The 24,066-nt window shown below is 44.5% G+C and carries 19 protein-coding genes; 12 read left to right on the forward strand and 7 right to left on the reverse strand.

Annotated elements, in window-relative coordinates; genetic code table 11:
- Together ITG12_RS19220 and ITG12_RS19225 are read right to left on the reverse strand one after the other, a co-directional pair.
- Nucleotides 1–639: a hypothetical protein gene (locus ITG12_RS19220; protein WP_042602829.1), complete on the reverse strand. Its 639-nt coding sequence runs from the start codon at nt 637–639 to the stop codon at nt 1–3.
- Between the two features lie 290 nt (nt 640–929).
- The gene (locus ITG12_RS19225; protein WP_009704518.1) at nt 930–1,106 is read right to left on the reverse strand and encodes a DUF6435 family protein; all 177 of its coding nucleotides are present in this window, start codon (nt 1,104–1,106) and stop codon (nt 930–932) included.
- A gap of 274 nt (nt 1,107–1,380) precedes the next feature.
- On the opposite strand from ITG12_RS19225, the gene ITG12_RS19230 reads away from it, so the two are divergent.
- Together ITG12_RS19230 and ITG12_RS19235 are read left to right on the forward strand one after the other, a co-directional pair.
- Nucleotides 1,381–2,457 carry a beta-eliminating lyase-related protein gene (locus ITG12_RS19230; protein WP_248874740.1) on the forward strand — a complete coding sequence of 359 codons (1,077 nt, stop codon included), beginning with the start codon at nt 1,381–1,383 and terminating at the stop codon, nt 2,455–2,457.
- Nucleotides 2,458–2,540: 83 nt separating this feature from the next.
- On the forward strand, nt 2,541–2,801 hold the full coding sequence (locus ITG12_RS19235) for a DUF5062 family protein (protein WP_038870892.1): 261 nt from the start codon (nt 2,541–2,543) through the stop codon (nt 2,799–2,801).
- 73 nt (nt 2,802–2,874) lie between these two features.
- Here ITG12_RS19235 and ITG12_RS19240 read toward each other — a convergent pair whose 3' ends face one another.
- Nucleotides 2,875–3,300 carry a nuclear transport factor 2 family protein gene (locus ITG12_RS19240; protein ID WP_061009195.1) on the reverse strand — a complete coding sequence of 142 codons (426 nt, stop codon included), beginning with the start codon at nt 3,298–3,300 and terminating at the stop codon, nt 2,875–2,877.
- Nucleotides 3,301–3,489: 189 nt separating this feature from the next.
- Between ITG12_RS19240 and ITG12_RS19245 the strand changes: the two genes are divergently transcribed.
- The 5 genes from ITG12_RS19245 (at nt 3,490) to ITG12_RS19265 (ending at nt 10,329) form a co-directional block, all read left to right on the forward strand.
- Nucleotides 3,490–3,828, forward strand: a complete 339-nt coding sequence (locus tag ITG12_RS19245; protein ID WP_248874741.1) for a helix-turn-helix domain-containing protein — start codon at nt 3,490–3,492, stop codon at nt 3,826–3,828.
- 153 nt (nt 3,829–3,981) lie between these two features.
- On the forward strand, nt 3,982–4,476 hold the full coding sequence (locus ITG12_RS19250; RefSeq protein ID WP_104024910.1) for a YcxB family protein: 495 nt from the start codon (nt 3,982–3,984) through the stop codon (nt 4,474–4,476).
- Between the two features lie 1,194 nt (nt 4,477–5,670).
- Nucleotides 5,671–5,898 (forward strand): hypothetical protein, encoded by a 228-nt coding sequence (locus tag ITG12_RS19255; RefSeq protein WP_248874743.1) that lies wholly within the window; start codon nt 5,671–5,673, stop codon nt 5,896–5,898.
- Between the two features lie 100 nt (nt 5,899–5,998).
- Nucleotides 5,999–7,237: an IS256-like element ISVa19 family transposase gene (locus ITG12_RS19260; protein ID WP_038874549.1), complete on the forward strand. Its 1,239-nt coding sequence runs from the start codon at nt 5,999–6,001 to the stop codon at nt 7,235–7,237.
- Nucleotides 7,238–7,689: 452 nt separating this feature from the next.
- Complete coding sequence (locus ITG12_RS19265; protein ID WP_248874745.1) at nt 7,690–10,329, forward strand: SIR2 family protein; 2,640 nt, start codon at nt 7,690–7,692, stop codon at nt 10,327–10,329.
- A 210-nt stretch (nt 10,330–10,539) separates the two neighbouring features.
- Here the strand turns inward: ITG12_RS19265 and gcvP are convergent, their stop codons facing one another.
- From gcvP to ITG12_RS19280, 3 genes are all read right to left on the reverse strand, one after another.
- Complete coding sequence (gene gcvP, locus ITG12_RS19270; protein WP_248874747.1) at nt 10,540–13,404, reverse strand: aminomethyl-transferring glycine dehydrogenase; 2,865 nt, start codon at nt 13,402–13,404, stop codon at nt 10,540–10,542.
- 125 nt (nt 13,405–13,529) lie between these two features.
- Entirely contained in the window at nt 13,530–13,910 is a 381-nt protein-coding gene (gene gcvH, locus ITG12_RS19275; RefSeq protein ID WP_248874749.1) for a glycine cleavage system protein GcvH, read from the reverse strand.
- A gap of 51 nt (nt 13,911–13,961) precedes the next feature.
- Nucleotides 13,962–15,257: a serine hydroxymethyltransferase gene (locus ITG12_RS19280; protein WP_248874751.1), complete on the reverse strand. Its 1,296-nt coding sequence runs from the start codon at nt 15,255–15,257 to the stop codon at nt 13,962–13,964.
- Nucleotides 15,258–15,636: 379 nt separating this feature from the next.
- Between ITG12_RS19280 and ITG12_RS19285 the strand changes: the two genes are divergently transcribed.
- Nucleotides 15,637–16,260 carry an XRE family transcriptional regulator gene (locus ITG12_RS19285; RefSeq protein WP_050912958.1) on the forward strand — a complete coding sequence of 208 codons (624 nt, stop codon included), beginning with the start codon at nt 15,637–15,639 and terminating at the stop codon, nt 16,258–16,260.
- Between the two features lie 259 nt (nt 16,261–16,519).
- The gene (gcvT, locus tag ITG12_RS19290) at nt 16,520–17,638 is read left to right on the forward strand and encodes a glycine cleavage system aminomethyltransferase GcvT (protein ID WP_038870869.1); all 1,119 of its coding nucleotides are present in this window, start codon (nt 16,520–16,522) and stop codon (nt 17,636–17,638) included.
- Nucleotides 17,639–17,822: 184 nt separating this feature from the next.
- Here the strand turns inward: gcvT and ITG12_RS19295 are convergent, their stop codons facing one another.
- Entirely contained in the window at nt 17,823–18,548 is a 726-nt protein-coding gene (locus tag ITG12_RS19295; RefSeq protein WP_005441953.1) for a TetR/AcrR family transcriptional regulator, read from the reverse strand.
- 163 nt (nt 18,549–18,711) lie between these two features.
- Between ITG12_RS19295 and ITG12_RS19300 the strand changes: the two genes are divergently transcribed.
- The 3 genes from ITG12_RS19300 to ITG12_RS19310 are packed head-to-tail and all read left to right on the forward strand — an operon-like array spanning nt 18,712 to nt 23,905.
- Entirely contained in the window at nt 18,712–19,785 is a 1,074-nt protein-coding gene (locus ITG12_RS19300; protein WP_038877982.1) for an efflux RND transporter periplasmic adaptor subunit, read from the forward strand.
- Nucleotides 19,785–20,846, forward strand: coding sequence for an efflux RND transporter periplasmic adaptor subunit (locus ITG12_RS19305; RefSeq protein ID WP_248874753.1), 1,062 nt, complete (start codon nt 19,785–19,787; stop codon nt 20,844–20,846). Before ITG12_RS19300 ends, ITG12_RS19305 begins: the two co-directional genes overlap by 1 nt.
- Nucleotides 20,846–23,905 carry an efflux RND transporter permease subunit gene (locus tag ITG12_RS19310; protein ID WP_248874755.1) on the forward strand — a complete coding sequence of 1,020 codons (3,060 nt, stop codon included), beginning with the start codon at nt 20,846–20,848 and terminating at the stop codon, nt 23,903–23,905. The genes ITG12_RS19305 and ITG12_RS19310 overlap by 1 nt, the downstream gene beginning before the upstream one ends.
- Nucleotides 23,906–24,066 lie beyond the last annotated feature (161 nt).

Genomic DNA, 24,066 nt, shown 5'->3' on the forward strand with positions numbered 1-24,066 from the left:
TTAATCCACATACGCCACAGAGCTTGGTTCTTTATAAATGCAGTCTACTTTTGTCACACTGCCACTCGAGTCTTGATATTGAGCATAAACGACCCATAGGCCGTTGGTTCGCGCGCCCATAACCGTAACCCGAGTATTTTCACCATAAGTTGAATTGTCCGTGCCAGACCCTCTGCCAAAAGAGACTTGAAACTCCTTCTGGACAGCACGTTGTACTTCCATGCCGTTAAAGTCCCCCTTTGGTTGAACATGCAAAAACTCAAGCCCGCCTCCTTTTGCTTTACGGATTGCAAAGGTACAGCCGGTCAATTGAGTGGTTACCAAGTAGTCAGCAGCATCATAGTGGGTGACTTTAGAAATGGAGTCGGGTTTAAGTTGTTCAAACGGAGAAACGGGGATATGAATACATTGAAGTGCTTTCGCGTTTTTAACTAACGATTTTGGGCCAAGGCGAAAACGCATCTCCTTCATCTTAACCCCCTGATTTATTCCGAAAGCGGTATCGCCATGGCTATACAAGTAAAACCTCATAGCACCTTTCGATTGGCCCGCGCTGGTAATGGATAGTGGGAAGCGAAGTAAAAACTCCTCTAAATCTCGGTCTAAAACCTGAACAGCCTGATCTAACGTTTGTGGCATAACACAGTCCTTTGTTGTTATTTATAGATTGCGTGAAATCTTATTGATTATAGTTCACAGGCATAAGCATATATGAACATATCGAATCCAATGGAATTTCTTCTTCTTTCATCGTTAGAACATGATATTGCTCGTAAGCAGGCACTGGTTATGTTGATGAAGTCGTCCACTAGCAAAAAGATAATGTCGTTTCGCCATTTAAAAACAGAAAGGTGAACCAAACCGTTCACCTTCATACTTTTATTGGTTGCTGATCCAACCTTAATCGATCATCGAGCTTAACGTAGGACTCAACTCTGGGGCTTGTGAGCGGTTTTTATTTGCTCGAAAAGCTCTTCGGCCTCCGCCGTCAACAATGAGTAGGTACGTATGTCGCCTCGTCTTTGCGCTTGCATCGCTTGTTCAAGCAGCATTGAGTGGCGCTTTTTGAGTTTCTTGACAGAATTGTTTTTGAAGAAAGAAAACATAAATAAATCCTTTACTTAGAACCTTCCTTTATTACGCGGTTTGTCTGCGTTTGGTTCAAACCATAAAAGCACATTGTTGTTCTGTTGAGCCTTTTTTTGAATTAAACCTCCTAGTTATTGAGAAAAATACGGCACAGCACAAACCACGCTACATACTCATTATCACTCAGAGAGAATAGTTAAAGGCATACGCAGAAAGACATCGCGAAAATGCAGTTTACGCCTCCGTATTAACAAGTTACATTGTTGAAGCTTTGATTCAAAGGACAGAACAATGAGTGCCCACCTAAAACAGCTTTGTCATACCCATCTCCCAGATAATAAAGAAGACTCTCCAGCCGAACACTTTGCGAAAATGGCAAAGTGGTGCGAAGAAAACAACGTGAATCACGATGTCTACGGCGAGGGAGAAACGATTCAAGCGTTTGAGCAAAAGGTTGCCGATCTGCTGGGTTACGAGGCAGGGCTTTTTGTTGTAACAGGGACGATGACACAGCCAACAGTGCTCGAAATTATTACAAGACAAAAGCGCAATCCTATTGTCGCTATGCACGCATCTAGTCATATTCCGGTACATGAAAAACAAGGTTATCAACTTCAACATCGCTTTAATATTTTGCCAGTAGGGAACCCTTACCAAACATGGAAGCTTGAGGATCTCACTGCGTGGCCGGATGAAATCGCAGCCGTTCTTTATGAACTCCCGATGCGCGAAATTGGCGGTCAGCTACCTTCATGGCAAGAACTGGAAGAAATCAAAGCGTACTGCGCCGAAAATGACATTCATCTCCACATGGATGGCGCAAGACTATGGGAAACCGCAGCGTACTATCAAAAAGAATACCGTGAGATCGCCGCTGGTTTTGATACGACCTATGTTTCACTCTACAAAGGCATCAACGGCATGGGCGGATCTATGTTGCTTGGCTCAAAGTCGTTCATTGAACTGGCTTCAATGTGGATGAAGCGACAAGGTGGCAACCTGTATCACAGAACACCTTATGTGGTGTCTGCGGCAATGCAGTTTGATGAAAGGTTGTCACAAATGCCGGCTCTGTTTGAGCGAACAAAACAGCTCTACAAAATCATTGAAGAGTTCCCATCTTTGGCGGTGAGACCAACTCAGCCTCAAGCAAACATGTTGCACCTTATCCTGCCATTTAGCTGTGAAGAGCTGAAAGAACTCCAACACACGTTTGCCACGGAAAAGGGCATTTGGTTTGGTAACCCGCAAGTCACGGCACATCCAAATCAATCCATTATTGAATGGTATGTTGGCGACTACCTGCTCAACCTTGATGATGACGAATTAAGGTCATTTTTCAATCAGTTACTCGGTAATAAGGCATAAACTTATCAATATGCGAGCTTATTAACACGTCACTGGCGTTACTTCATGTATTCTGAGGTCAAGCGAACAAGAGGATTTTATCAATGTCAAAAAGCTCCAAGCTTCACAATGAAGATAAACTGGTTAAAAAAGCACTAGAGATTGCCGGGAAGATGGCAAAGATGCAGGGCTTTGACCTTCCTCAGTCACCACAACCAGTAAGAGTAAAAGCGATTTACCTGTTCTTGGTTGATGCTAAACAGATCACGCCACTGCCGGATAGCAAATTAGATGGCGCAAACATTAAACACAGACTGGCACTTTGGATTCACAGTGCGTTGCCAGACAACGACCCTCTAAAATAGAAAACCTGAAGAAATAACAACGATTATTAATTAACAAGGCGAGCCAAATGGTTCGCCTTGTTTGATCTAGGCGTCAATAGCCGTTGGGATTGTCAATCACATAGACCCAGCCACCATCCACATAGTGCATCACCTCTAATGCTGTTCCTTGAATGTTGTTACCTTGCGAAGCGTTCAATATTTCCCAATCAGATCGCACCATGGCAATGTCGTCATTAATGTGAATAGAAACGCTTTTGGTGAGCATGTCTACATCGCCATTCATGTAGCCTTTCAATACCTGCTTAATTTCTTCTCTGCCTTTGGCTTGATTGCCTTTTTTATCTAAAACAAATACGGCGTCTGGGTGAAAAAGCGTACCTAATCCATCCAAATCTTTCTTTGCAAAATACTGCCCAAATAACGCATGTAACTCAGAAGGTGTTTGTGGTTTTGAATAAAGAGCCTCAGCGTGTAAGCCAAGGGATAGAAAAGAGATAAACAGTAAAACGTAACGCATAACTTCATCCTTTTGATATTGGCTTAGGTTGCAGTTGTGCCTCCGCCTTGTTGTGTTTTCACAATAAATAAGTCGGTTACAATTTAAAATTAGCTTCCTAAAGGTAACTAGTTACGCCTAGGTAACTATTGGTCTGCTAGGTCGCGTTTGATTACACTTACTTAGCAAAGAATGAATTGGGAAAGGACGATGCCGACGAAAGTAAATCATCGAGTACAGCCAGATGGCTATTGCAGTGTCGATAAATATTTAACTTTGATATCGACAAAGTGGACAGCGCACATCGTATGGTTGCTCGGGCAACAAGAAGAGATGCGATTCGGTCAAATTCGCAAACAGTTAGCGCTGGTCTCAAGCAAAGTGCTTACTGAGCGTTTGAAGCTGTTGTCTGAGCATGGATTTGTGTGGCGAAAACAACAAGACACCATTCCTGTTACTGTGAATTATGGGTTAACCCCAAAAGGTAAAGAGCTTGCTGGTGTCGTTGAACTCATTGTCCAAAAAGCCGATGGCTGGGACGCCGAGTAGGCGGCATATCGAACCGTCTTCGTTTTTCGGTATCATTGATTTACAAAACAGAATCAAAAGGACTAAAGATAAATCCCGAGAAGCGCTACAATGCATGCGTTGCGAGAGTGCAACCAAGATTACTCATTTACAGAAGCCTTGAAGTAACCATACATGTCTAAAGATTTCGAATTCACTACAGAATACACACTCGACAAACCTTTCTTTGCCGAGTGTTATGATCAAACTAGCCAACCAGTTAAGTTCCCACATGCGTATTTGAAAGGGATCTTGTTTCTTATTTTTGGTGTGGTTTTATTGGAGTTTGAATTACTACCTAACGGTTATGTGGGTTGGTTCTTTATCGTATTGAGTGTGATTGAAGCGTTCAGCGTGTACTGCAAGCGAACGTGGTGGCTGTGGCGTCAAACCATCAGCTCAAGCCGTGGCAGTAAAGTGGTGTTTGAAGTGAATGCAGACGGAGTACGCTACAAAAGCGGTAAAATCGATCGCAGCCTCGCTTGGAATGAAATCGACCAACTCGAACAAACTGATTTGGGCTTTATCCTTCATCTTGGTAAACAACGCCAATACATCAGCAAATCTTGCTTAAACGAAGAAGTCATTGCGTTTATGGTAGAACAGCACGCGGCATCGAAAGCGAGCTAACGAAAAACAACTAACAAAAGAGGCGAGCCAAGTGGTTCGCCTTTTTTACTCTTAGGATTTGGTGTTCAGGGGGTAGCTCTAATTCAGACTCAAGGGCTGAATTACTACACTCGGCGTTTCCAATGGGGTCACTCCAGCGGTCCTGGTTGAGACTAGGAATCCCCCTAAGCGTGCTGTGGGAATCAAACCCGCATCGTCAGCTTGGAAGGAGGCGTAGTACGGTGTTTGTAAGAGCAATTGGTCATTCAATCTATTTAATATCAACTATTACGTGTCCTTGTTTAGTAGTACTCTTTCAGAAAATCCTTTCAAATCGCACCTACTAAAAACTTCAAGATCGAGACCATTCTCAACAAATTTATTTTTAAAAAAGTAATGATATTCGTCCGAATTAATCTCACAACTTAAACCAAGAAGATTATCTGAAATAAATTCATAGGGTTTCACATCAGAAAATCGAGCTTCTAGTAAGTAGTATTTTTTGCCATCTATAAAAATGTAAATGCCAATGTAGCTAGAGGATTCATGAAGGGCAGATTCTTTAAACGTCTGATAGTGGTATGTGGGTTCGAAATGAAAATCCCCCTTTTCTGACGTTATAGTTTCGGTGATATAACGGTTGTTAGAAAAAGCCGTGTGTAGATAAACTACCTCGCTAGTAAACGCTTTCCCGTTTAAGTGTGTATTGAAACTTTTTTGATTTGAAGAAATTAAACATATCTGCGTTACAACCTGTAGAGAGCAATAATATTGTGGCACTCATAAGGAAAACCTGTATTTTAGTCATTCGCTTGCCAATATCGTACATAGGTCAGCCTATCCCCATGCGTGAGGCGATACTATGTCCTAATGATCTCAAGTGCTAGCCTAGGACTGCCCCAGTTTTCAAATTAAGTCATGCTAAATCTTATATCTAGGCGCACTTTAAAAAATAATGTAAATAATATCTCCATTACTTTCATGGTTGGCTTTGTTGTGCAATTCGTTTTCGAAGCCGAGCAGCCTTATTTAGATTGATAGTCACCCAATACGGCAAGTTTTAGGCATACCAAGCCCATTTTCGCTTTAAAACTCACATCAACGTCGTTGGCTCGATGGTTGATACAACTGCAATGTGAGCTGCGAAGTTCGTCTTCAAACTAAAGCATCGCTTAAAATGAACTTATGGAATGACACCATTGGATACATGACTTATTGCAGTCCGACGACCACGATATCGAGAGTATTGAAGTCTCTTACCTAGGTGAAGGTAAATATGCCGCTGAATTTGATGTTCGATGGCGCGGCGATTTTAAGGATGGTTCATTTACTGATCTCACCGTAGCCCAACGTTGGGTGATGTACGAATCGGAACAGTTTGATCACCCAGTGATTGAGAGCTACCTTGCGGTGGTAAAGAGCAATAACCTGGCTGATGGCTAAGGGAGCTATGCTGATTTCTGGTGTATGGAAGAGAAAGGAAGTTGCGGTGTAATCTGTTGATGCAGTTCTCCCCAGAACGATTAACAGAAAGGTACACCGCATGACTGATAATACTGTTGTTTCACTGAATACACCACAAGACCCACTTACTGAACTGATACGTCAAGGGGCTAGAGATTTGATTGCACAAGCTGTTGAAGCTGAGCTTCAACAGTTACTTGCACAACACCAGAATGTTATGGTTGACGGCAAGCAAGCTATCGTTCGCAACGGTTTCTTACCTGAGCGAACCTTGCAAACCGGTGTCGGTGATGTCGAAGTGCAAATTCCTAAGGTAAGAGATCGCTCAGGGCATGGCGTCAAATTTAATAGCAACTTGATACCACCGTATCTCAAGCGAACAAAGAGCGTTGCAACACTGCTCCCGTTACTCTATCTCAAGGGAATATCTACGGGCGATATGCTGCCTGCTCTGGAGTCTCTGCTTGGTAAGGATGCGAAAGGCCTGTCAGCCAACAGCATCTGTCGCCTCAAAGAGCGCTGGTATGCGGAGTACGAACAGTGGCGTAAGCGTGACCTCGGTAGGCGCCGCTATGTTTACATTTGGGCTGACGGTGTTTACTGTCACGTTAGGATGGACGATAAGCTCTGCTTACTCGTCATCATTGGTGTCGATGACACTGGACGCAAAGAAGTCCTTGGCGTTCTGGATGGTCATAGAGAGTCAGAAGCAAGTTGGACGGAACTCATTGAGCAGCTACGAGCGCAGGGATTACAGTTAGCACCGAAGCTCGCCATCGGAGATGGCGCGCTTGGCTTCTGGAAAGCGGTTGCTAAGTGCTGGCCTCAAACGACTCAGCAACGATGCTGGGTACATAAGACGGCGAATGTGCTTAACAAGGTGCCCAAAAGCGTACAACCACGAATGAAGGAAGCACTGCAAGATATCTGGATGGCAGAGACTAGAGATGATGCTTATCACGCCTTCTCAACCTTCCAGAAGCGCTTCGAAGCCAAGTATCCAAAGGCAACCGACTGCTTGGTGAAAGATAAAGCTGAAATGCTGGCGTTCTACGATTACCCAGCAGAGCACTGGGTTCATATCAGGACAACCAACCCAATAGAATCGATGTTCGCCACAGTACGTTTACGCACGAACAAGACGAAGAACTGTGGAAACAGAAAGACTACGTTGATGATGGCCTACAAGTTAATGCGCAGTGCAGAGACGAAGTGGCGTCGTCTACGAGGTTTTGCACTCCTAGCGGATGTTGTGAAAGATGTTCGCTTCATCAATGGAGTGAAAGAAATGGAGACTCATCAACAAGCTACTGCATGATCTTCCATACACCACATTTGACAATAGCTCTGGCTAAGGGAGGTAGAAGCAAGCCACCCGTGATTGGCTTCAGTTATACTCGTTAAACCTCTAAATCCTAAATCAGTTATCTCATGCACTACTAAGAAGGCGAACCATGTGGTTCGCCTTTATCGGTCTTGGGGTTTGATGTTCATAGTTTAATCTATTTCAGACGTACAAGCTGAACCACTACACGCGGCGCTTTAGGTGGGTCATTCCAGCGAGCCTAGGCGAGACTAGGAATCTCAGGAAGTGTGCTAGGGAGTTAGTATTTAGGCTGAACTGTTCGTGGCAATCCTCGTACTATATTTTTTGGTAAATTCCACATAATAATCAATGAACTATGACATATATCATTTTTTCTTCCTAGTTCTTTAAATAGACTTCTTGCCTATTTAATATGCCCAAATGTAATATCATCGAGATGCACAATGGAATATAACGATTTAAGAAAAGAACTGTCCCATAAAGAGCGCAGCGTTAAAGATTTAACTTCATACCTTAAGACTCGAGTTAGTGAAACTTGTCCAAACTACAGCCTTTTACTTGGAGCTGGAGCATCTGTCACCTCTGGGATAAGGAGTGGACAAGATCTAGTTAAAGAATGGAGAAAAGATTTATATGAGATGTTTAGTCGCGAGCCATTTGAGAGTGATGAAAAAGCTAAAGAGTACTTAATTTCGAAGGAGGGGGCATGGTATACAGAGGCTAATGAGTACTCAGCTCTCTTTGAGAAAAAGTTTGACCTACCTTCCCAGCGAAGAAGATTTGTAGAAATGCAGGTTGATAGAGCAATTCCATCCATAGGATATGCCTACCTTGCTTCTCTCGCAAACGCTAATGATCGTTACTTTGATACAATTTTCACTACAAACTTCGATGATCTAATCAATGAGGCGTTTTACCAATTCTCACATCATCGCCCGTTAGTTTGTGCGCATGATTCTAGCGTGCAGTCGCTTAGTATTAGCTCTACAAGGCCAAAAATTATTAAGCTACACGGTGATTACTTATTTGATGATATAAAATCTACATTACGCGAAACTGAGTCACTAGAATCAAACATAAAGAACAAGTTTATTGAGTTTTCTAAAGAGTATGGGTTAATAGTGATAGGGTACGCGGGTCACGATCGTTCAATAATGGATGTGATTAATCACTTATTGAAAACTGAAGAATACTTCAAAAATGGCATCTATTGGTGTGTGAGAGCTGGTGATGAAATAAGCCCAGAATTACGTAAATTACTCTGGCGAGAGCGTGTGTATTGGGTTGAAATTGAGGGCTTTGACCATGTCCTCGCTGAGATTCATCACAAAGTTAAAGGCACGTTACCAATTAAAGACAATTTGTCAGAATCAAAACAAGAAAGAATTGTAGAAAGCTTTACTAGAGATAAGTGTGGATTAGCTTTGTCTTCTCAATATATTTATGAAGACATAGAAAACCTGAAAAAACACAAGAATGAATTAGATATCTCAAACTCAATTAGAGAGTTAAACAACACCGATGAGAATGATGTTGGTCATATATCGGAATCTGAGTTTAACTTTCTTTTAAAGATAGATACTTTAGTTAAATCTGAAAAGTATGAGTATGCAAAATCATTAGCAGAGAGTCACCTTTCAAATGCTGAAAGTTCGCATTTGAAAATTAGATACCTGCGAAAGCTTGTATATATTTCTGATGTGATGGGGCATAAAAAAGATGCTTTTAAATATTGTGATACTCTAATTTCTCTTGATGAGTTTAACAATGAATATTACATATTAAAAGCTAGTCTCTATGATGCTCTAAACGAGTCGTGTCAGTTTCTTAAACCATTTGTTGAAAGGTTTGAAAATGTGTACTCTTTTAATAATCACGTGGTTAGAAGGGCAATAAAAGATATTAGAAGTTCTGATGCGCCAGCTTTTAATATAGATGAGGTTTTAAAAATAATAGAACGAAGCCTGACTCTCGATCCTTCACTAGACAATAGCGCATGGTTATTAAAACTTGATGCACTTGCTATAAAGCACAGTAATCCAAAGGACCAAAAGTCGGTTAAAGAGTTAAAGGCTGAAGTAGAAGATATTGATAGAAAATCAAAGTTGATTAATCGTAATCACATAAACTGTTATAGAATACGTAATAACACTTTGGTTAAACGCTTTATTCCAAATGCTCTCAAAGACACATTAGATGACATAATGGAAAGCTATAAATCTTCTCGTTTGAGTAGAAAAAGAAACCTATTAGATTATATATGTGGAATATATATAGACCTATTATCAACCGCCGATAAGGAAGTCGACCATAAGAAAAGTTTGCAGAATTATCTGAGCTCTCCTTCAGTTGTTGACCTAGAGGAAAAAGATAGATTAGCTAGCTACAGAGTTATTCAAGCAATTTTAAGTTTTAATGTAGATAAGGATTTCGATTCATTTAGAGAACATTTGATATCTGCAAGCAAGTGTAAAGATTCTTATGAGTTAGGGCAAAAAATTGTTAACTTAGGCCTTCACAATCTCCGTGACTCTGAATTTTGCCGTGAGTATGTTGAAGGAATAAAAGATTCCATCGCACCCTTCGAATATCAAAGCTTAATGAGAGAAATACTTTTATATGAGGAAAAAGTAGATGAAGCATTAGAAATGTGTGAAAGGAGCTATAAATCTGGCATGAGTACAGACTCATATCTAACAAATAAATCTTTTATTTTGTTAAAGAAAAAAGAATATTCAAAGTTACTAGCTCTCGTGGAAAATAATCTAGATAGAATTCAAGAGTCTAATGAAAAACATGTTTTGATTTTGAACTCCCAAGCCGCGTCTAAGTTTTCAGGTAAGGATGTAGATAAGATAAAACTAAGAACAGTCGTAGCAAATGAGTCTTCAGATCATGTAAAGATCTGTGCTTACATTCTTTTAGGTCAAGTAAATGATGCTAAAAGGCTTATTAAATTAAATATTGAACAAGATTTAACGAAGCTTCAAATGTTTAGGTCATGGCCAATAATCGATCCTAGTTACTTAGAATCATACGAAGATATTTGTAAAGAAAAATCTGTTTTCACCTCAGCAGCATAGCATTTATGCTCTGCGCTTCTTGAGGTAGGTAACGATTCTCATAGGCGCACCTGTTCTGAGGTAAGGTTTTTTGCAATGTAATATAAGTCGTTGAATATAATTTATCTGATTAATAAAACTCCTCAGTTTTCATTATTTCTATAAATAATCCTCATCCAACAAAAAGGCGAACCAATCGGTTCGCCTTTGTCTATTTAGATTCTACAAAAATTAATCTTCGTAGTTGTCGATGCTTGGGCACGAGCAGATTAGGTTACGGTCGCCGTATACGTTATCTACGCGGTTTACTGTTGGCCAGTACTTCCAAGATTTGGTTGCTTTAGAAGGGAAGCAGCCAAGCTCGCGAGAGTATGGGCGATCCCATTCATCTTTCGCTAGGTCAACTTGAGTGTGTGGCGCGTTAACAAGCGGGTTGTTATCTAGCGGCCATTCACCATTCTTAACCTTCGTCATCTCTTCACGGATTGCGATCATCGCATCACAGAAGCGGTCTAGCTCTTCTAGGTCTTCCGATTCCGTTGGCTCAACCATTAGCGTACCCGCTACAGGGAACGACATGGTTGGTGCGTGGAAACCGTAGTCCATTAGACGCTTCGCGATATCTTCTTCGCTGATGCCTGTTTCTTCTTTTAGTGGACGAATGTCGATAATACATTCGTGCGCTACACGGCCGTTAGAGCCACGGTAAAGAACAGGGTAGTGAGGGCGCAATTGCTCCATCACGTAGTTTGCGTTCAGAATCGCTACTTTCGTTGCGTCTGTTAGGCCAGCTTCGCCCATCATTGCGATGTAAGCCCAAGAGATAGGCAGGATAGATGCGCTACCCATATCCGCTGCGGATACTGCGAAGTTTTCGCCGTCTGCACCGTTTTCAATGTGACCCGGTAGGAAAGGCGCTAGGTGCGATTTCACACCGATAGGGCCCATACCCGGACCGCCACCACCGTGTGGGATACAGAAGGTTTTGTGTAGGTTTAGGTGAGAAACGTCTGAGCCGATGAAGCCCGGCGTTGTTAGACCAACCTGTGCGTTCATGTTTGCGCCGTCTAGGTAAACCTGACCGCCCGCTGCATGAACCATTTCACACACTTCTTTCACTTGCTCCTCGTATACGCCGTGCGTAGAAGGGTAAGTGATCATAATGCTTGATAGGTTGTCTTTGTGCTTCTCGATTTTCGCTGCTAGGTCAGTGACGTCGATGTTGCCTTCTTCATCACACTTAACCACAACCACTTTCATTGACACCATAGACGCTGTCGCAGGGTTAGTACCGTGCGCAGAGCTTGGGATCAAACATACGTTGCGGTGACCTTCGCCACGGCTTTCGTGGTAGCGTTGAATCGCGATAAGACCTGCGTACTCACCCGATGCACCAGAGTTTGGTTGCAGTGAGAATGCATCGTAGCCTGTGATTTCACATAGCTTCTCTTTCAGATCTTTTGCTAGCGCTGCGTAACCGGCTGCTTGTTCTTCTGGTGCGAACGGGTGGATTGAACCAAACTCAGGCCAAGTTACTGGGATCATCTCTGCTGCTGCGTTCAGCTTCATTGTACAGCTGCCCAGTGGGATCATGCCGTGCGTTAGCGAGAAGTCTTTGTTCTCTAGCTGTTTTAGGTAACGCATCATCTGCGTTTCGCTGTGGTGCGTGTTAAACACAGGGTGCGTTAGGTATTCTGTTGTGCGGCGCAGTGCTTCTGGAATCGCTGCAAATTCGTTGCCTGCGATTTCAGTGGATAGTGCTGCCACTTCTTCTTTCACGCCGAATACTGCGAATAGCGCTTCTACGTCTGCCACGGTTGTGGTTTCGTCGAAGCTCACACCTAGCTGAGTACCTAACTTACGTAGGTTAAGGTCTGCTGCCAGTGCTTTCGCGTATAGGTATTCAGTTTGTGCACCAGTATTGATGGTGATGGTGTCGAAGAAGCTGTTGTGAGCAAGCTCGAAGCCGCCTTTCGTTAGACCAGCAGCTAGGATAGCCGTCATGTGGTGCGTACGACGAGCGATGGTGCGTAGACCTTCTGCGCCGTGGTAAACCGCGTAGAAAGACGCCATGTTCGCTAGTAGAGCTTGAGCGGTACAGATGTTGGATGTCGCTTTTTCACGACGGATGTGCTGCTCACGCGTTTGCATTGCCATGCGCAGTGCGTGGTTGCCGTTGGTATCGATAGAAACACCGATTACACGACCTGGCATTGTACGCTTGTGCTTGTCACGTGTTGCCATGAAGGCTGCGTGTGGACCGCCGTAACCCATAGGTACGCCGAAACGTTGTGCTGAGCCGATTGCTACGTCTGCACCCATTTCACCCGCAGGTTTCAGTAGGGCAGAAGCCAATAGGTCAGTAGCTACCGTTACTAGCGTTTTGTTTGCTTGCGCTTTTGCGATGATGTCCGTTAGGTCACGAACTTCACCCGTTGTACCTGGGTATTGAACTAGTGCGCCGAATACGTCTTGCTCTGGCAGTGATTCTAGTGAACCGACTAGGACTTCAAAGCCGATGAATTTCGCACGAGTTTTTACCACTTCGATGGTTTGTGGGTGAACGTCGTCAGCAACGAAGAATACGTTACTCTTGCTCTTACCCGCGCGCTTACAAAGTGTCATCGCTTCTGCGGCTGCCGTTGCTTCATCAAGCAATGACGCGTTCGCGATTTCCATTCCGGTAAGATCCATCACCATTTGTTGGTAGTTTAGAAGGGCTTCTAGACGACCTTGTGAGATCTCTGGTTGGTAAGGAGTGTAAGCGGTGTACCAGCCTGGGTTTTCCATCACGTTACGTAGGATTACGTTTGGCGTGAAGGTGTTGTAGTAACCCTGACCAATGAATGTACGTTTAACTTGGTTCTGATCGGCGAACTCACGCATTGCTGCCAGCATGTCTGCTTCGCTTTTCGCTTCTGCCAAGCTCATTGGTTGCTCTAGGCGAATTTGTGCTGGTACGGTTTCGTCGATAAGCGAATCTAGGCTAACTGCGTTGATCGCTTCCAACATTTTCTGTTTGTCAGATTTGTTTGGTCCGTTGTGGCGAGCAACGAACTCGTTTTGTGTGCTGAGGCTTTGAAGTAATTCAGTCATTGTCCTTTACCTACTCCTTGGTTCGGGTAACGGATGAACGCTACTGATAATCTAAATTATACGTCCGAACCTAGAAAAAAAGCTGCCCACTTGGTGTTAAGGGGACAGCTTTCGTCTCATCCTAATTACTCTTCTTCGATAGAGCTTAGGTATTCTTCCGCATCTTTTAAGTCTTCCAACTCAGATGGGTTTGAAAGCTTCACTTTCACAATCCAACCACCTTCGTATGGTTCTTCGTTGATTAGCTCTGGGCTGTCTTCTAGCTCTTCGTTGATTTCAACTACTTCACCAGTGATTGGTGAGTAGATGTCTGAAGCCGCTTTTACAGATTCCACCAAAGAAAAGCTTTCGCCTGCTTCGACTTCATCTTCCACGTCTGGTAGGTCAACGAATACCACGTCACCTAGCATTTCTTGAGCGTGCTCAGAAATACCGATAGTTGCTGTGCCGTCACCGTTGTCACGTACCCACTCGTGGCTATCTGTAAACTTCAGTGTTTTGTCCATTGCTTAATCTCCAAATAACTTGTCAGGATTTATTCTGATATAAAAAATCGTTTACTGGTAAAGAGGGAAGCGACTGCAAAGCTCTTTCACTTGCTTGCGTACGCGTTTTTCTACTTCTGCGTCACCTTCAGGATTGTTCACCAAACCGTCCAGTACGTCACCAATCCAATTACCGATGAGTTTGAATTCTTCAGCGCCAAAGCCGCGGCTTGTACCCGCAGGCGTTCCTAAACGGATGCCCGATGTAATCATAGGCTTCTCTGTGTCGAATGGGATGCCATTTTTGTTACATGTGATGCCTGCACGCTCTAGTGCTTCTTCTGCTTTGTTACCTTTCAAGCCTTTAGGGCGAAGGTCAACCAGCATCAAGTGCGTGTCTGTACCACCAGTTACGATATCGCAACCGCGAGTTTGCAATACTTCTGCCATGACTTTTGCGTTGTTGATCACTGAATCAATATAAGTTTTGAATTCAGGACCAAGCGCCTCACCGAACGCCACTGCTTTAGAAGCAATCACGTGCATCAGTGGGCCACCTTGTAGACCTGGGAATACTGCTGAGTTGATTTTCTTAATGATGTCTTCGTGGTTGGTCAAAATCATACCGCCACGTGGGCCACGCAATGTTTTGTGCGTTGTAGTCGTAACAACGTGTGCGTAAGGAAGCGGGCTAGGGTGCGCGCCTGTTGCGATAAGACCGGCGATGTGCGCCATGTCGACCATAAGAATCGCGTTTACTTCGTCTGCGATTTCACGGAATTTAGCGAAGTCGATAGTACGTGGAATTGCACTACCACCTGCGATGATCATTTTAGGTTGGTGCTCAAGGGCCAGTTGGCGAACGTCTTCGTAGTTGATTTCTAGTGTTTCGCGGTCAACGCCGTATTGAACTGCATTAAACCATTTTCCAGAAAGTGCAGGGCGTGCACCGTGTGTTAGGTGGCCACCTGCGTCTAGAGACATACCTAGAATGGTGTCACCAGGCTGAAGTAGTGCCAGTTTTACTGCGCCGTTTGCTTGTGCGCCTGAGTGTGGTTGAACGTTTGCGTATTCACAATTGAAAAGTTTTTTCGCGCGTTCGATAGCAATGGCTTCCACTGTATCTACGTGCTCACAACCACCATAGTAACGGCGACCTGGGTAACCTTCAGCGTATTTGTTTGTTAGGCATGTGCCTTGAGCTTGCATTACCGCTTTAGACACGATGTTCTCAGAAGCGATAAGTTCGATTTGTTCGTTTTGGCGAGCGAATTCTGCCTGAATTCCAGCAAAGACAGCGTCATCTGTCGCAGAGAGGTTGGTAGAGAAAAAGTTTTCCAAGCTGTGGTTAGGGTAACTCTTGTTCATGGTAGTTGACCTTCCAAATCTTAAAATGAACCCGCAGTGAAATAGTTGTTTGATTGCGATGGTGGCTCATTTGTCCTCAAAACAGCTGAACTGCATAGCAGAACAGAGTGAACTTTCGGGCCCGAATAAGTGGGCAAAACTCCGTCGGATTGTGGTTTCTCTTGTCCAATCTCTTACGGAAATGTGCATCTCTACATCTAACAAGTTGGTAACATAGCGCTTGCGGCACGAACAATCAACCAAAAATTTCCTATAGGAAACGAGATTTCTGGTTTTGTTAACAAGAGCACGCTTTAATTAACTCGGTGGACTTTTATCCACTATAGGCTTCATGCACAATGCTAATAGGAAGGAATAAAGGATATTTACAGAGGGATTTATGGCAGAAAGTATTTACGATGAATACCCGTCAATGACGTTGGCGAAAGAGCAGCAAGACCAGAATATTGAACCGCTTAAGCTCGGTCAGCGCATTAAAGATATCCGCTCTAAACTTGGTATTACGTTAGAAGAGGCGAGCCAACGAACTGGCCTTGCGCGTTCTACGCTAAGTAAGATCGAGAATGAACAGATTTCTCCAACGTTCCAAGCGATGCAAAAATTAGCGCATGGTTTGCAAATTGATATGCCGCAACTGTTTGAACCACCGAGAAAAAAGGTCGCGACAGGGCGCAGGGATGTAACCAAGAAAAAAGAGGGTAAACCACACCCAACCCAAACCTACGAACACGAGCTGTTGGCGACTCAACTTTCCAATAAGAAAATGATGCCTTTTAAGAGCCAAATTCGTGCCCGTAGTTTTGACGAATACAAAGACTGGGTTCGTCATGATGGGGAAGAGTTTTTACTCATCTTATCAGGTGAGGTGATGTTTTATTCTGAGTTCTATGAGCCTGTTATATTAAGCGAAGGCGACAGTGTGTATTACGATGCGAACATGGGTCATATGTTGACCAGTGTGAGTGAGGAAGACGCGCACATTTTGTGGGTGACTGCCAAATAGTGATAAATAGTTGTAAATTTCCTATAGTGAAAGCAAACGTTTGCTATCGGTTTTGAATGCGTTATGATGGCGCTCTGTTGATGATATTTCACTCAACAGAGCGCCTTTTTGTGCGTTCTGTTGTGATTAAAATGTTAAAAGTCACACTTTTGAAAGTCGAGTGATGTCTTGTTCGTGCAAAATTGAATCAAGCGTGTTTATTATTGGAAACACAACGAATGCCGACAGCATCATCGGGTCTATCTAAATGGAGACGAAAATGACTCAAGAACTTCTGAAAACACCACTGCATGCACTTCACGTAGAAGTAGGCGCAAAGATGGTCCCGTTCGCGGGTTACGACATGCCAGTTCAATACCCACTAGGCGTAAAGAAAGAACACTTACACACTCGTGATGCAGCAGGTCTGTTCGATGTTTCTCACATGGGTCAACTTCGTTTGATTGGTGATGGTGCAGCAGCGTTCTTAGAGACACTGGTTCCGGTTGATATTGTTGACCTAGGTGCGGGCAAGCAGCGTTATGCTTTCTTTACTAATGAGCAGGGCGGCATCATGGACGACTTGATGGTGGCTAACCTTGGCGATCATCTGTTTGTTGTCGTGAACGCAGCATGTAAAGAGCAAGACATTGCACACCTTCAGGCGCATCTTCCTTCTGGCATCGAGCTAGAGATCATTGATGACCGCGCACTGCTTGCGATTCAAGGCCCTAAAGCGGCAGAAGTACTAGCGCGTTTCGCACCAGAAGTAGCAGAGATGCTGTTTATGGATGTTCGCAAAGTTGAACTACTGGGCGTTGAGTGCATTGTTTCTCGTAGTGGTTACACAGGTGAAGACGGTTACGAAATCTCTGTTCCTGCGGACAAAGCAGAAGAGCTTGCTCGTAAACTCACAGGTGAAGAAGAAGTAGAGTGGATTGGCCTTGGTGCTCGTGACTCACTTCGTCTTGAATGTGGTCTGTGTCTGTACGGTCATGACTTAGACACAACAACAACGCCTGTTGAAGCAAGCCTATTATGGGGCATCCAAAAAGTACGTCGCGCTGATGGCGAACGTGCAGGTGGCTTCCCTGGTGCTGACATCATTCTTAAGCAGATCGAAACGAAAGATGTTGCACGTAAGCGTATTGGCTTGGTTGGTCAAACCAAGGCGCCAGTTCGTGAAGGCGCTGAGCTGTACGATGCAGATGGCAACAAGATTGGCGTAGTAACCAGTGGTACAGCAGGCCCTAATGCAGGTAAGCCAGTATCAATGGGTTACGTGCGTGCCGATCTAGCGGCTATCGGTACAGAGCTGTTTGCAGAAGTACGTGGCAAGATGCTACCAATGACGGTAGAAAAAATGCCGTTCGTACCACAACGCTACTACCGTGGTTAATTAAAGCTCGTCATTCCAGCGAGCCAAAGCGAGACTAGGAATCTACCTCCCACGCGCTGTGTAACTGCAGTGTCGAAGCAACTTTAAAGTCGATTCCTCTTCGTTTTTTTTCTGAATCGATAAACACAAACAAAAATGCCGAGCTCAGTGCTCGGCATTTTTTATGTTCTTTTGAAAGCTCAACTTATGCAGTGAGCTCTTCGATAGGGCAACACATTTCAATCACAACTTCACTCAGCTTGCTTGGGTGAATCATGTCTTCTTTGTTCACGCTAAACTGACTTGCCATGATGGTATTGAACAATTCCCAGTGGTTGATCAGCATTTTCTCGCGATTGTCTGCATCTTCTGGCCACGTCTCTTGCATCATAGGCGCTAGGCTAATCGCACCATGTGCAAACACCAGCATCTGCCACTTTGATTCCCATTGGTCAATACGATGCTCTGGGTATTCAACGTTGTAGTCAGCAAATAGGTCGGTAAAGATTGCCGCGAACTCATCTTTTGATCGTAAGAAGTATTGCAGCAATGCATCGTCGCCTTGGCGAATCGCATCGGCAATCATTTGAACTGGGTGAGGGTTAACGAGTGCAAACGCTAGCATTCTTACCATGAACAGGTAGATTTTTTGATTCGATGGCGTATTCGCTGGCATTTCGCTTACCAACTGCGCCATGTAGCTTTGCATGAATTCGTCCATGCCATCACTAACGGCTTGCCAGATTTTCTCTTTGCTGCCGAAGTGGTGGCGAATCAAACTATGGGACACACCAGCTTTCTCACTGATGTTTCGAAGCGAGACACGTTCGTACCCTAACTCACAGAACATATCTGCCGCGACTCTTAGAATCAGGCACTTAGTTTGCTCAGCGGCTTCAGCACTTCTACGGCCTTGCTTTCTTTCTGTCATAGTTCGAATTTTCCCGAATATTAATCAACGCGCCTATTTTTACCAGAAACCGGACAGTTTGCCTAATTATTTTATTATCCACGTGGAAAATATGTTGATCATTTTTTCGTTACACATATACTGCACACCTGTGTAGTAAATATAAAGTCGATGGAGAAAGCCAGTGCGAAAACAATACTTAAAGCGCACATTTGTCGGAGCAGCGGTGGCATTGAGCCTCGCCACGATGCTGACAGGGTGTAACAAAGCCGTATCAGAACCGTCTGAGCCATTAGTCAAACCTGTAAAATTACTTGCTGTTAATGATCTGACTGTTGCCGATTCCGATGCATTCCTTGCACGAATAGATGCAACGTACAGAGCCCAACTTTCATTTCAGGTAGGTGGCGAAATTGAGAAGTTGATCGTGAGAATGGGTGAAGAGGTGAAGCAGGGCGATGTACTTGCAACGCTAGACCCAAAAGACTTGCAGTTAGCTCTTGATGCATCACAAGCGCAGTACGCATTAGCGAAAACCCAATGGGAACGCTCGAAAAGTTTGTACAACAAGAAGCTGATCAGTACAGACAGTTACGACCAACAAGAAACGCAATACAAAGCGGCACTGGCAAACTTAGAGCAAGCGAAAACCGATTTGAGCTACACAGAGATTCACGCGCCGTTTGATGGTGTGGTGTCTTATACCTACGTGAAGCCATACCAAGTGGTTGCTGCTAAGCAAGAAATCCTAAACCTAATCGACAACACCACTTTGGATGTGTCGTTTACTTTGCCTGTGACTTACGCCGAAGCGGTGTCATTGAACTCACTTAAAGACGCAGAGATGTGGGTGACGATGGACAGCGAACCAAACAACCGCATCCAGGGCCAATTCAAAGAAATATCTACCCAACCCAATGCTGACACCAACAGCTACGAAGCGATCGTGACGATTACTCGTCCTTCTGATCGCAACTTGCTAACGGGCATGACAGGCCAAGTACACATTGCGAAGCAAAACGTATCGAACGCGATGATGCTGCCAAATGCGGCTTGGGTGTCGAAAGACGCCGCTCATGGTGAAGTTTGGGTAATGGACAGCGATACACAGCAAGTCAATAAAGTGACCTTGTCACTAAGTGCGAATGGTGCTGTGGAGTCGGGTCTGGACAAGAATGATTACGTTGTTATTGCAGGTGTTGAACGCCTAGTAGAAGGCCAAGTGGTGAAAGCTTGGGTTCGTGAGGAAGGTATCTAATGAAACGTTCATTATTCACAGTATCGGCTATCGCATTGGCCGTACTAACCGGTTGTAACAGCACAGACGAAGTCACCGCAGAGCAGCCTTTGTATGTTTCTACGGTTGCTGTTGATGTTCCAGTAAAAAGCCAATACCGCACATTTAAAGGGCAAGTCGTGCCTGCGGAACAAACGCCAATTGCATTCCGTCGTGCAGGCGAAGTTCAGCATGTGCTCGTTAAAGCGGGTGACACGGTTAAAGAAGGCCAGATGATCGCCAAGCTAGACGACAGCAAAGAGAAGCAAGCGGTAAACGATGCAGAAGCACAATACACGCTTGCGATTCGTCAGCTTAAACGTGGTGAAGAACTGCATCACCGCCAAATGATTTCTAAAGCGGAGTTGGATGAGCTAACGGCAAATAAAGAGCTGGCGGAAGCAAACTTCTACAACGCGACAAACCAACTGAACTACACACGTTTATTTGCCCCGTTTGCGGGCAAGGTTTCGGATGTATTCAAAGAGCGTTTTGAGCGTGTTGCGATTGGTGAGCCGGTTCTCAACCTGTACCAAAGCGACAAAGTGTACGTTCGTATCGAGCTGTCAGACAACGTGCTTGCGATGGTAAACCCAAATACACAAAGCATGAGCTACCAACCTCAAGCAACGTTCTCGGGTGACGTGAAATCTTATGCGTTGGATTACTTGGAGCACACCAGTGAGCCAAACGCGCAGACACAAACATACCAAATGTATTTAACCATGCCACAACCTGAGGAAGAGATTCTGCCGGGTACTAGTGTAAGCGTTGCAGTAGACATGGTGGCAGCGGGTATAACGTCGATTGATGGCTACAACATTCCAATGACTGCGCTTCAAGCGGGTAACAAGGATGGTGAGTTCTTTGTGTGGAAATTAAACAGTGACGCGGTCACAAAAGTGGCGGTGACGATTGATCAAATCAACGGTGAAGGCGCGATTGTGTCATCAGGCGTTGCACAAGGCGATGTATTAGTGAATTCCAGCTTACGTAAGTTACGCGAAGGTAAGTCAGTGGATGTGGTGGAGAAACAACAATAATGAGCATTGCTGAATACTCAATTAAGAACAAAGTCATCAGCTGGCTGTTCATCGTTATTCTCGCGGTTGGCGGGGTAATGTCATTCCTAGAGTTGGGCCGATTGGAAGATCCGGCATTTACTATCAAAGATGCGATGGTGGTGGCGACTTATCCCGGCGCGACTTCTAAAGAAGTAGAAGAAGAGCTGACGTATCCGCTTGAGAAAGAGATTCGTAAGCTGCCTTATATCGATAAGATTACGTCGACGTCCTCAAGTGGTATGTCACAGATTATGGTGAGCATGAAGATGGACTACGGTCCGGATGAATTGCCGCAAATCTGGGATGAAATGCGCCGTAAAATCAACGATCTGCAACCAACTTTGCCGCAAGGCGTTCAATCTCTGCAAATCATTGATGACTTTGGTGACGTGTACGGCGTAATGCTGATGTTAACGGGTGACGACTACGATTACGTAGAACTGAAACGTTACGCAGACCAGCTCACGCGTGAACTCGAGTTGATCGATGGCGTGGGTAAAGTCGACATTGCAGGCGACCAACAAGAAATGCTGTTTGTTGAGATTTCATTGGATCGCTTGGCAGCTCTGAACCTCGACATGAACGTGATTTCTGGCTTGCTGAACCAACAGAACAATGTGGTTTCTGCGGGCGAGGTGATGGTAAACGGCGAGAGCCTTATTATTCGCCCAAGCGGTACATTAAACACCGTAGAAGCACTAGAAAACCTGATCATTCACGGTCGTGACACCGGTAATCTGATTCGCTTGAAAGACGTAGCAACCATCAGCCGTGGCATTCAAGAAAAGCCGGGCAATGTGCTGCTGTATAACGGTAAGAAAGCAATCAACATTGGTATTTCGTTTGCGTCTGGCGTAAACGTAGTAGAAGTCGGTCAACGTATTGAAGCTGAACTGGCGAATCTTGAGACCATCAAGCCGGCTGGTTTGGATATGAACTACTTCTACAACCAATCGCAAGAAGTAGACGATTCAGTTAAAGCGTTTGTTATTAGCTTGGCAGAAGCGGTTGCTATCGTAATCATCGTACTGCTGTTCACTATGGGCTTACGCAGTGGCGTGATCATCGGTTTGGTGCTGTTGCTGACGGTATTCGGTACCTTCATCTTGATGAACTACAACAACATTGAGCTGCACCGTATCTCACTTGGTGCGTTGATCATTGCGCTCGGTATGCTGGTGGATAATGCCATCGTGGTGGTCGAGGGGATATTGGTTGGCCTTAAGAAAGGGCGAACCAAAGTTCAAGCGGCAACAGACATTGTGAAACAAACACAGTGGCCGCTGCTTGGTGCGACAGTCATTGCTATTACCGCGTTTGCGCCTATCGGTCTGTCACAAGATGCGACTGGTGAGTTCATGGGCTCTCTGTTCTGGGTATTGTGTTTCTCACTATTTCTAAGCTGGGTAACTGCGATTAGTTTGACGCCATTCCTTGCAGACCTTCTGCTAAAAGAAGAAGACAAAAATACACAAGCAGAAGACGAAGATCCGTACAAAGGTTGGTTGTTTGTCGCGTTTGGTGCATCTCTTAAATTTGCGTTGCGTTTCCGTTGGTTAACGGTAGCAGGTATGGTGGCATTGCTCGTTGGTGCTGTGGTTGCGTTTGGTAGTGTGAAGCAACAGTTCTTCCCGCCATCAAACACGCCGATGTTCTACGTTGATATGTGGATGCCAGAAGGCACAGACATTCGCGAGACCATCAAGAAAGCGGAAGAAGTAGAAAGCTACATTCGTTCACAAGATGATGTCGATTTTGTTTCAGCTTCGATTGGTCAAGGCTTGCAGCGTTTCGCTCTGACTTACCAACCAGAGAAAAGCTACGAAGCTTACGCGCAGTTCCAAGTTCGTACGACAGATCGTGAGAACATGTTTGAACTGCTGCATAAGTTGGATGACAACCTAGCGAAGACGTTTGATAAACCCACGTTCCAGTTCAAGTTGATGGAATTCGGCCCGTCGCCGGCGTCTAAGATTGAAGCGCGTATTACTGGCCCAGATCCACAAGTGCTTCGTGATCTCGCGGTGCAAGTAGAAGACATTCTTCATACTGACCCAGGTGCTCGTAACATTCGTCACGACTGGCGTGAGCGCACTAAAGAGCTCGTACCGGTATTCAACGAATCAAAAGCGCGTCGCTTGGGCATCTCGAAAGAAGATCTTTCAAGCACGTTACAAATGGCGTTTGGGGGTAGCACGCTTGGTTTCCTTCGTGATGGTACAGATACACTACCTATCATGACGCGTTTACCAGAAGAAGAGCGTGTAGATTTCGAATCAATGCAAAACGTGAATATTTGGAGTCCATCGTTACAATCTTATATCCCAGTTGATCAAGTGATCGATGGTGTGAAGCTGGCTTGGGATGAGCCGTTAATTCAGCGTCGTGACCGTAAGCGTACTCTAACGGTATTGGCTGACCATGATGTGCTTAGTGACGATACACCCGCAAGTTTATTCTCTCGCATTGAGCCTAAAGTGATGGCTTTGCACCTTCCTGAAGGCTATGAAATCACGTGGGGCGGCGAATACGAATCATCGAAAGATGCACAAGAAGGTCTGTTTGGCTCATTGCCAATGGGTTATTTGTTGATGTTCATCATTACGATGCTTCTGTTTAACTCACTGAAGAAGCCATTGGTTATTTGGTTCACTGTACCGCTGTCTATCATTGGTGTGGCATTTGGTCTTCTGACGACAAACATGCCTTTTAGCTTTACTGCGTTCCTAGGCTTATTGAGCTTGAGCGGTATGATTCTGAAAAACGGTATCGTACTTCTTGACCAGATTAACCTAGAGCTAGCATCAGGTAAGGATCCTTACTTAGCGATTGTCGACAGTGCGATCAGCCGTGTTCGTCCAGTGAGTATGGCGGCATTGACGACGATTCTGGGAATGATTCCTCTGGTATCAGATGCGTTCTTCGGCTCAATGGCGATTACGATTATGGCAGGCCTTGGTTTTGCTACAGTTTTGACTCTGATTGTTGTACCAGTCATGTTTGCAATTCTGTTTAAGATCAAACCAACCACTGCATAAGGGACTTCCTGGCTTTTATTATTGTCAGATTCCTGCCTAGCCCTGGGGACTTTCCTCAGGGCTTTTTTGATCGGGGAGAGTCAAGATACGAGAGGGAAAAGAGAATAGAAGTGAGAAGCAAAAGAGAGAAGAAGAGAGGCTGGAGAAAAAGATAAGGGCGA

Origin of the sequence: Vibrio sp. ED002 (assembly GCF_023277445.1) — a bacterium.
GTDB classification, from domain to species: Bacteria; Pseudomonadota; Gammaproteobacteria; order Enterobacterales; family Vibrionaceae; genus Vibrio; species Vibrio jasicida.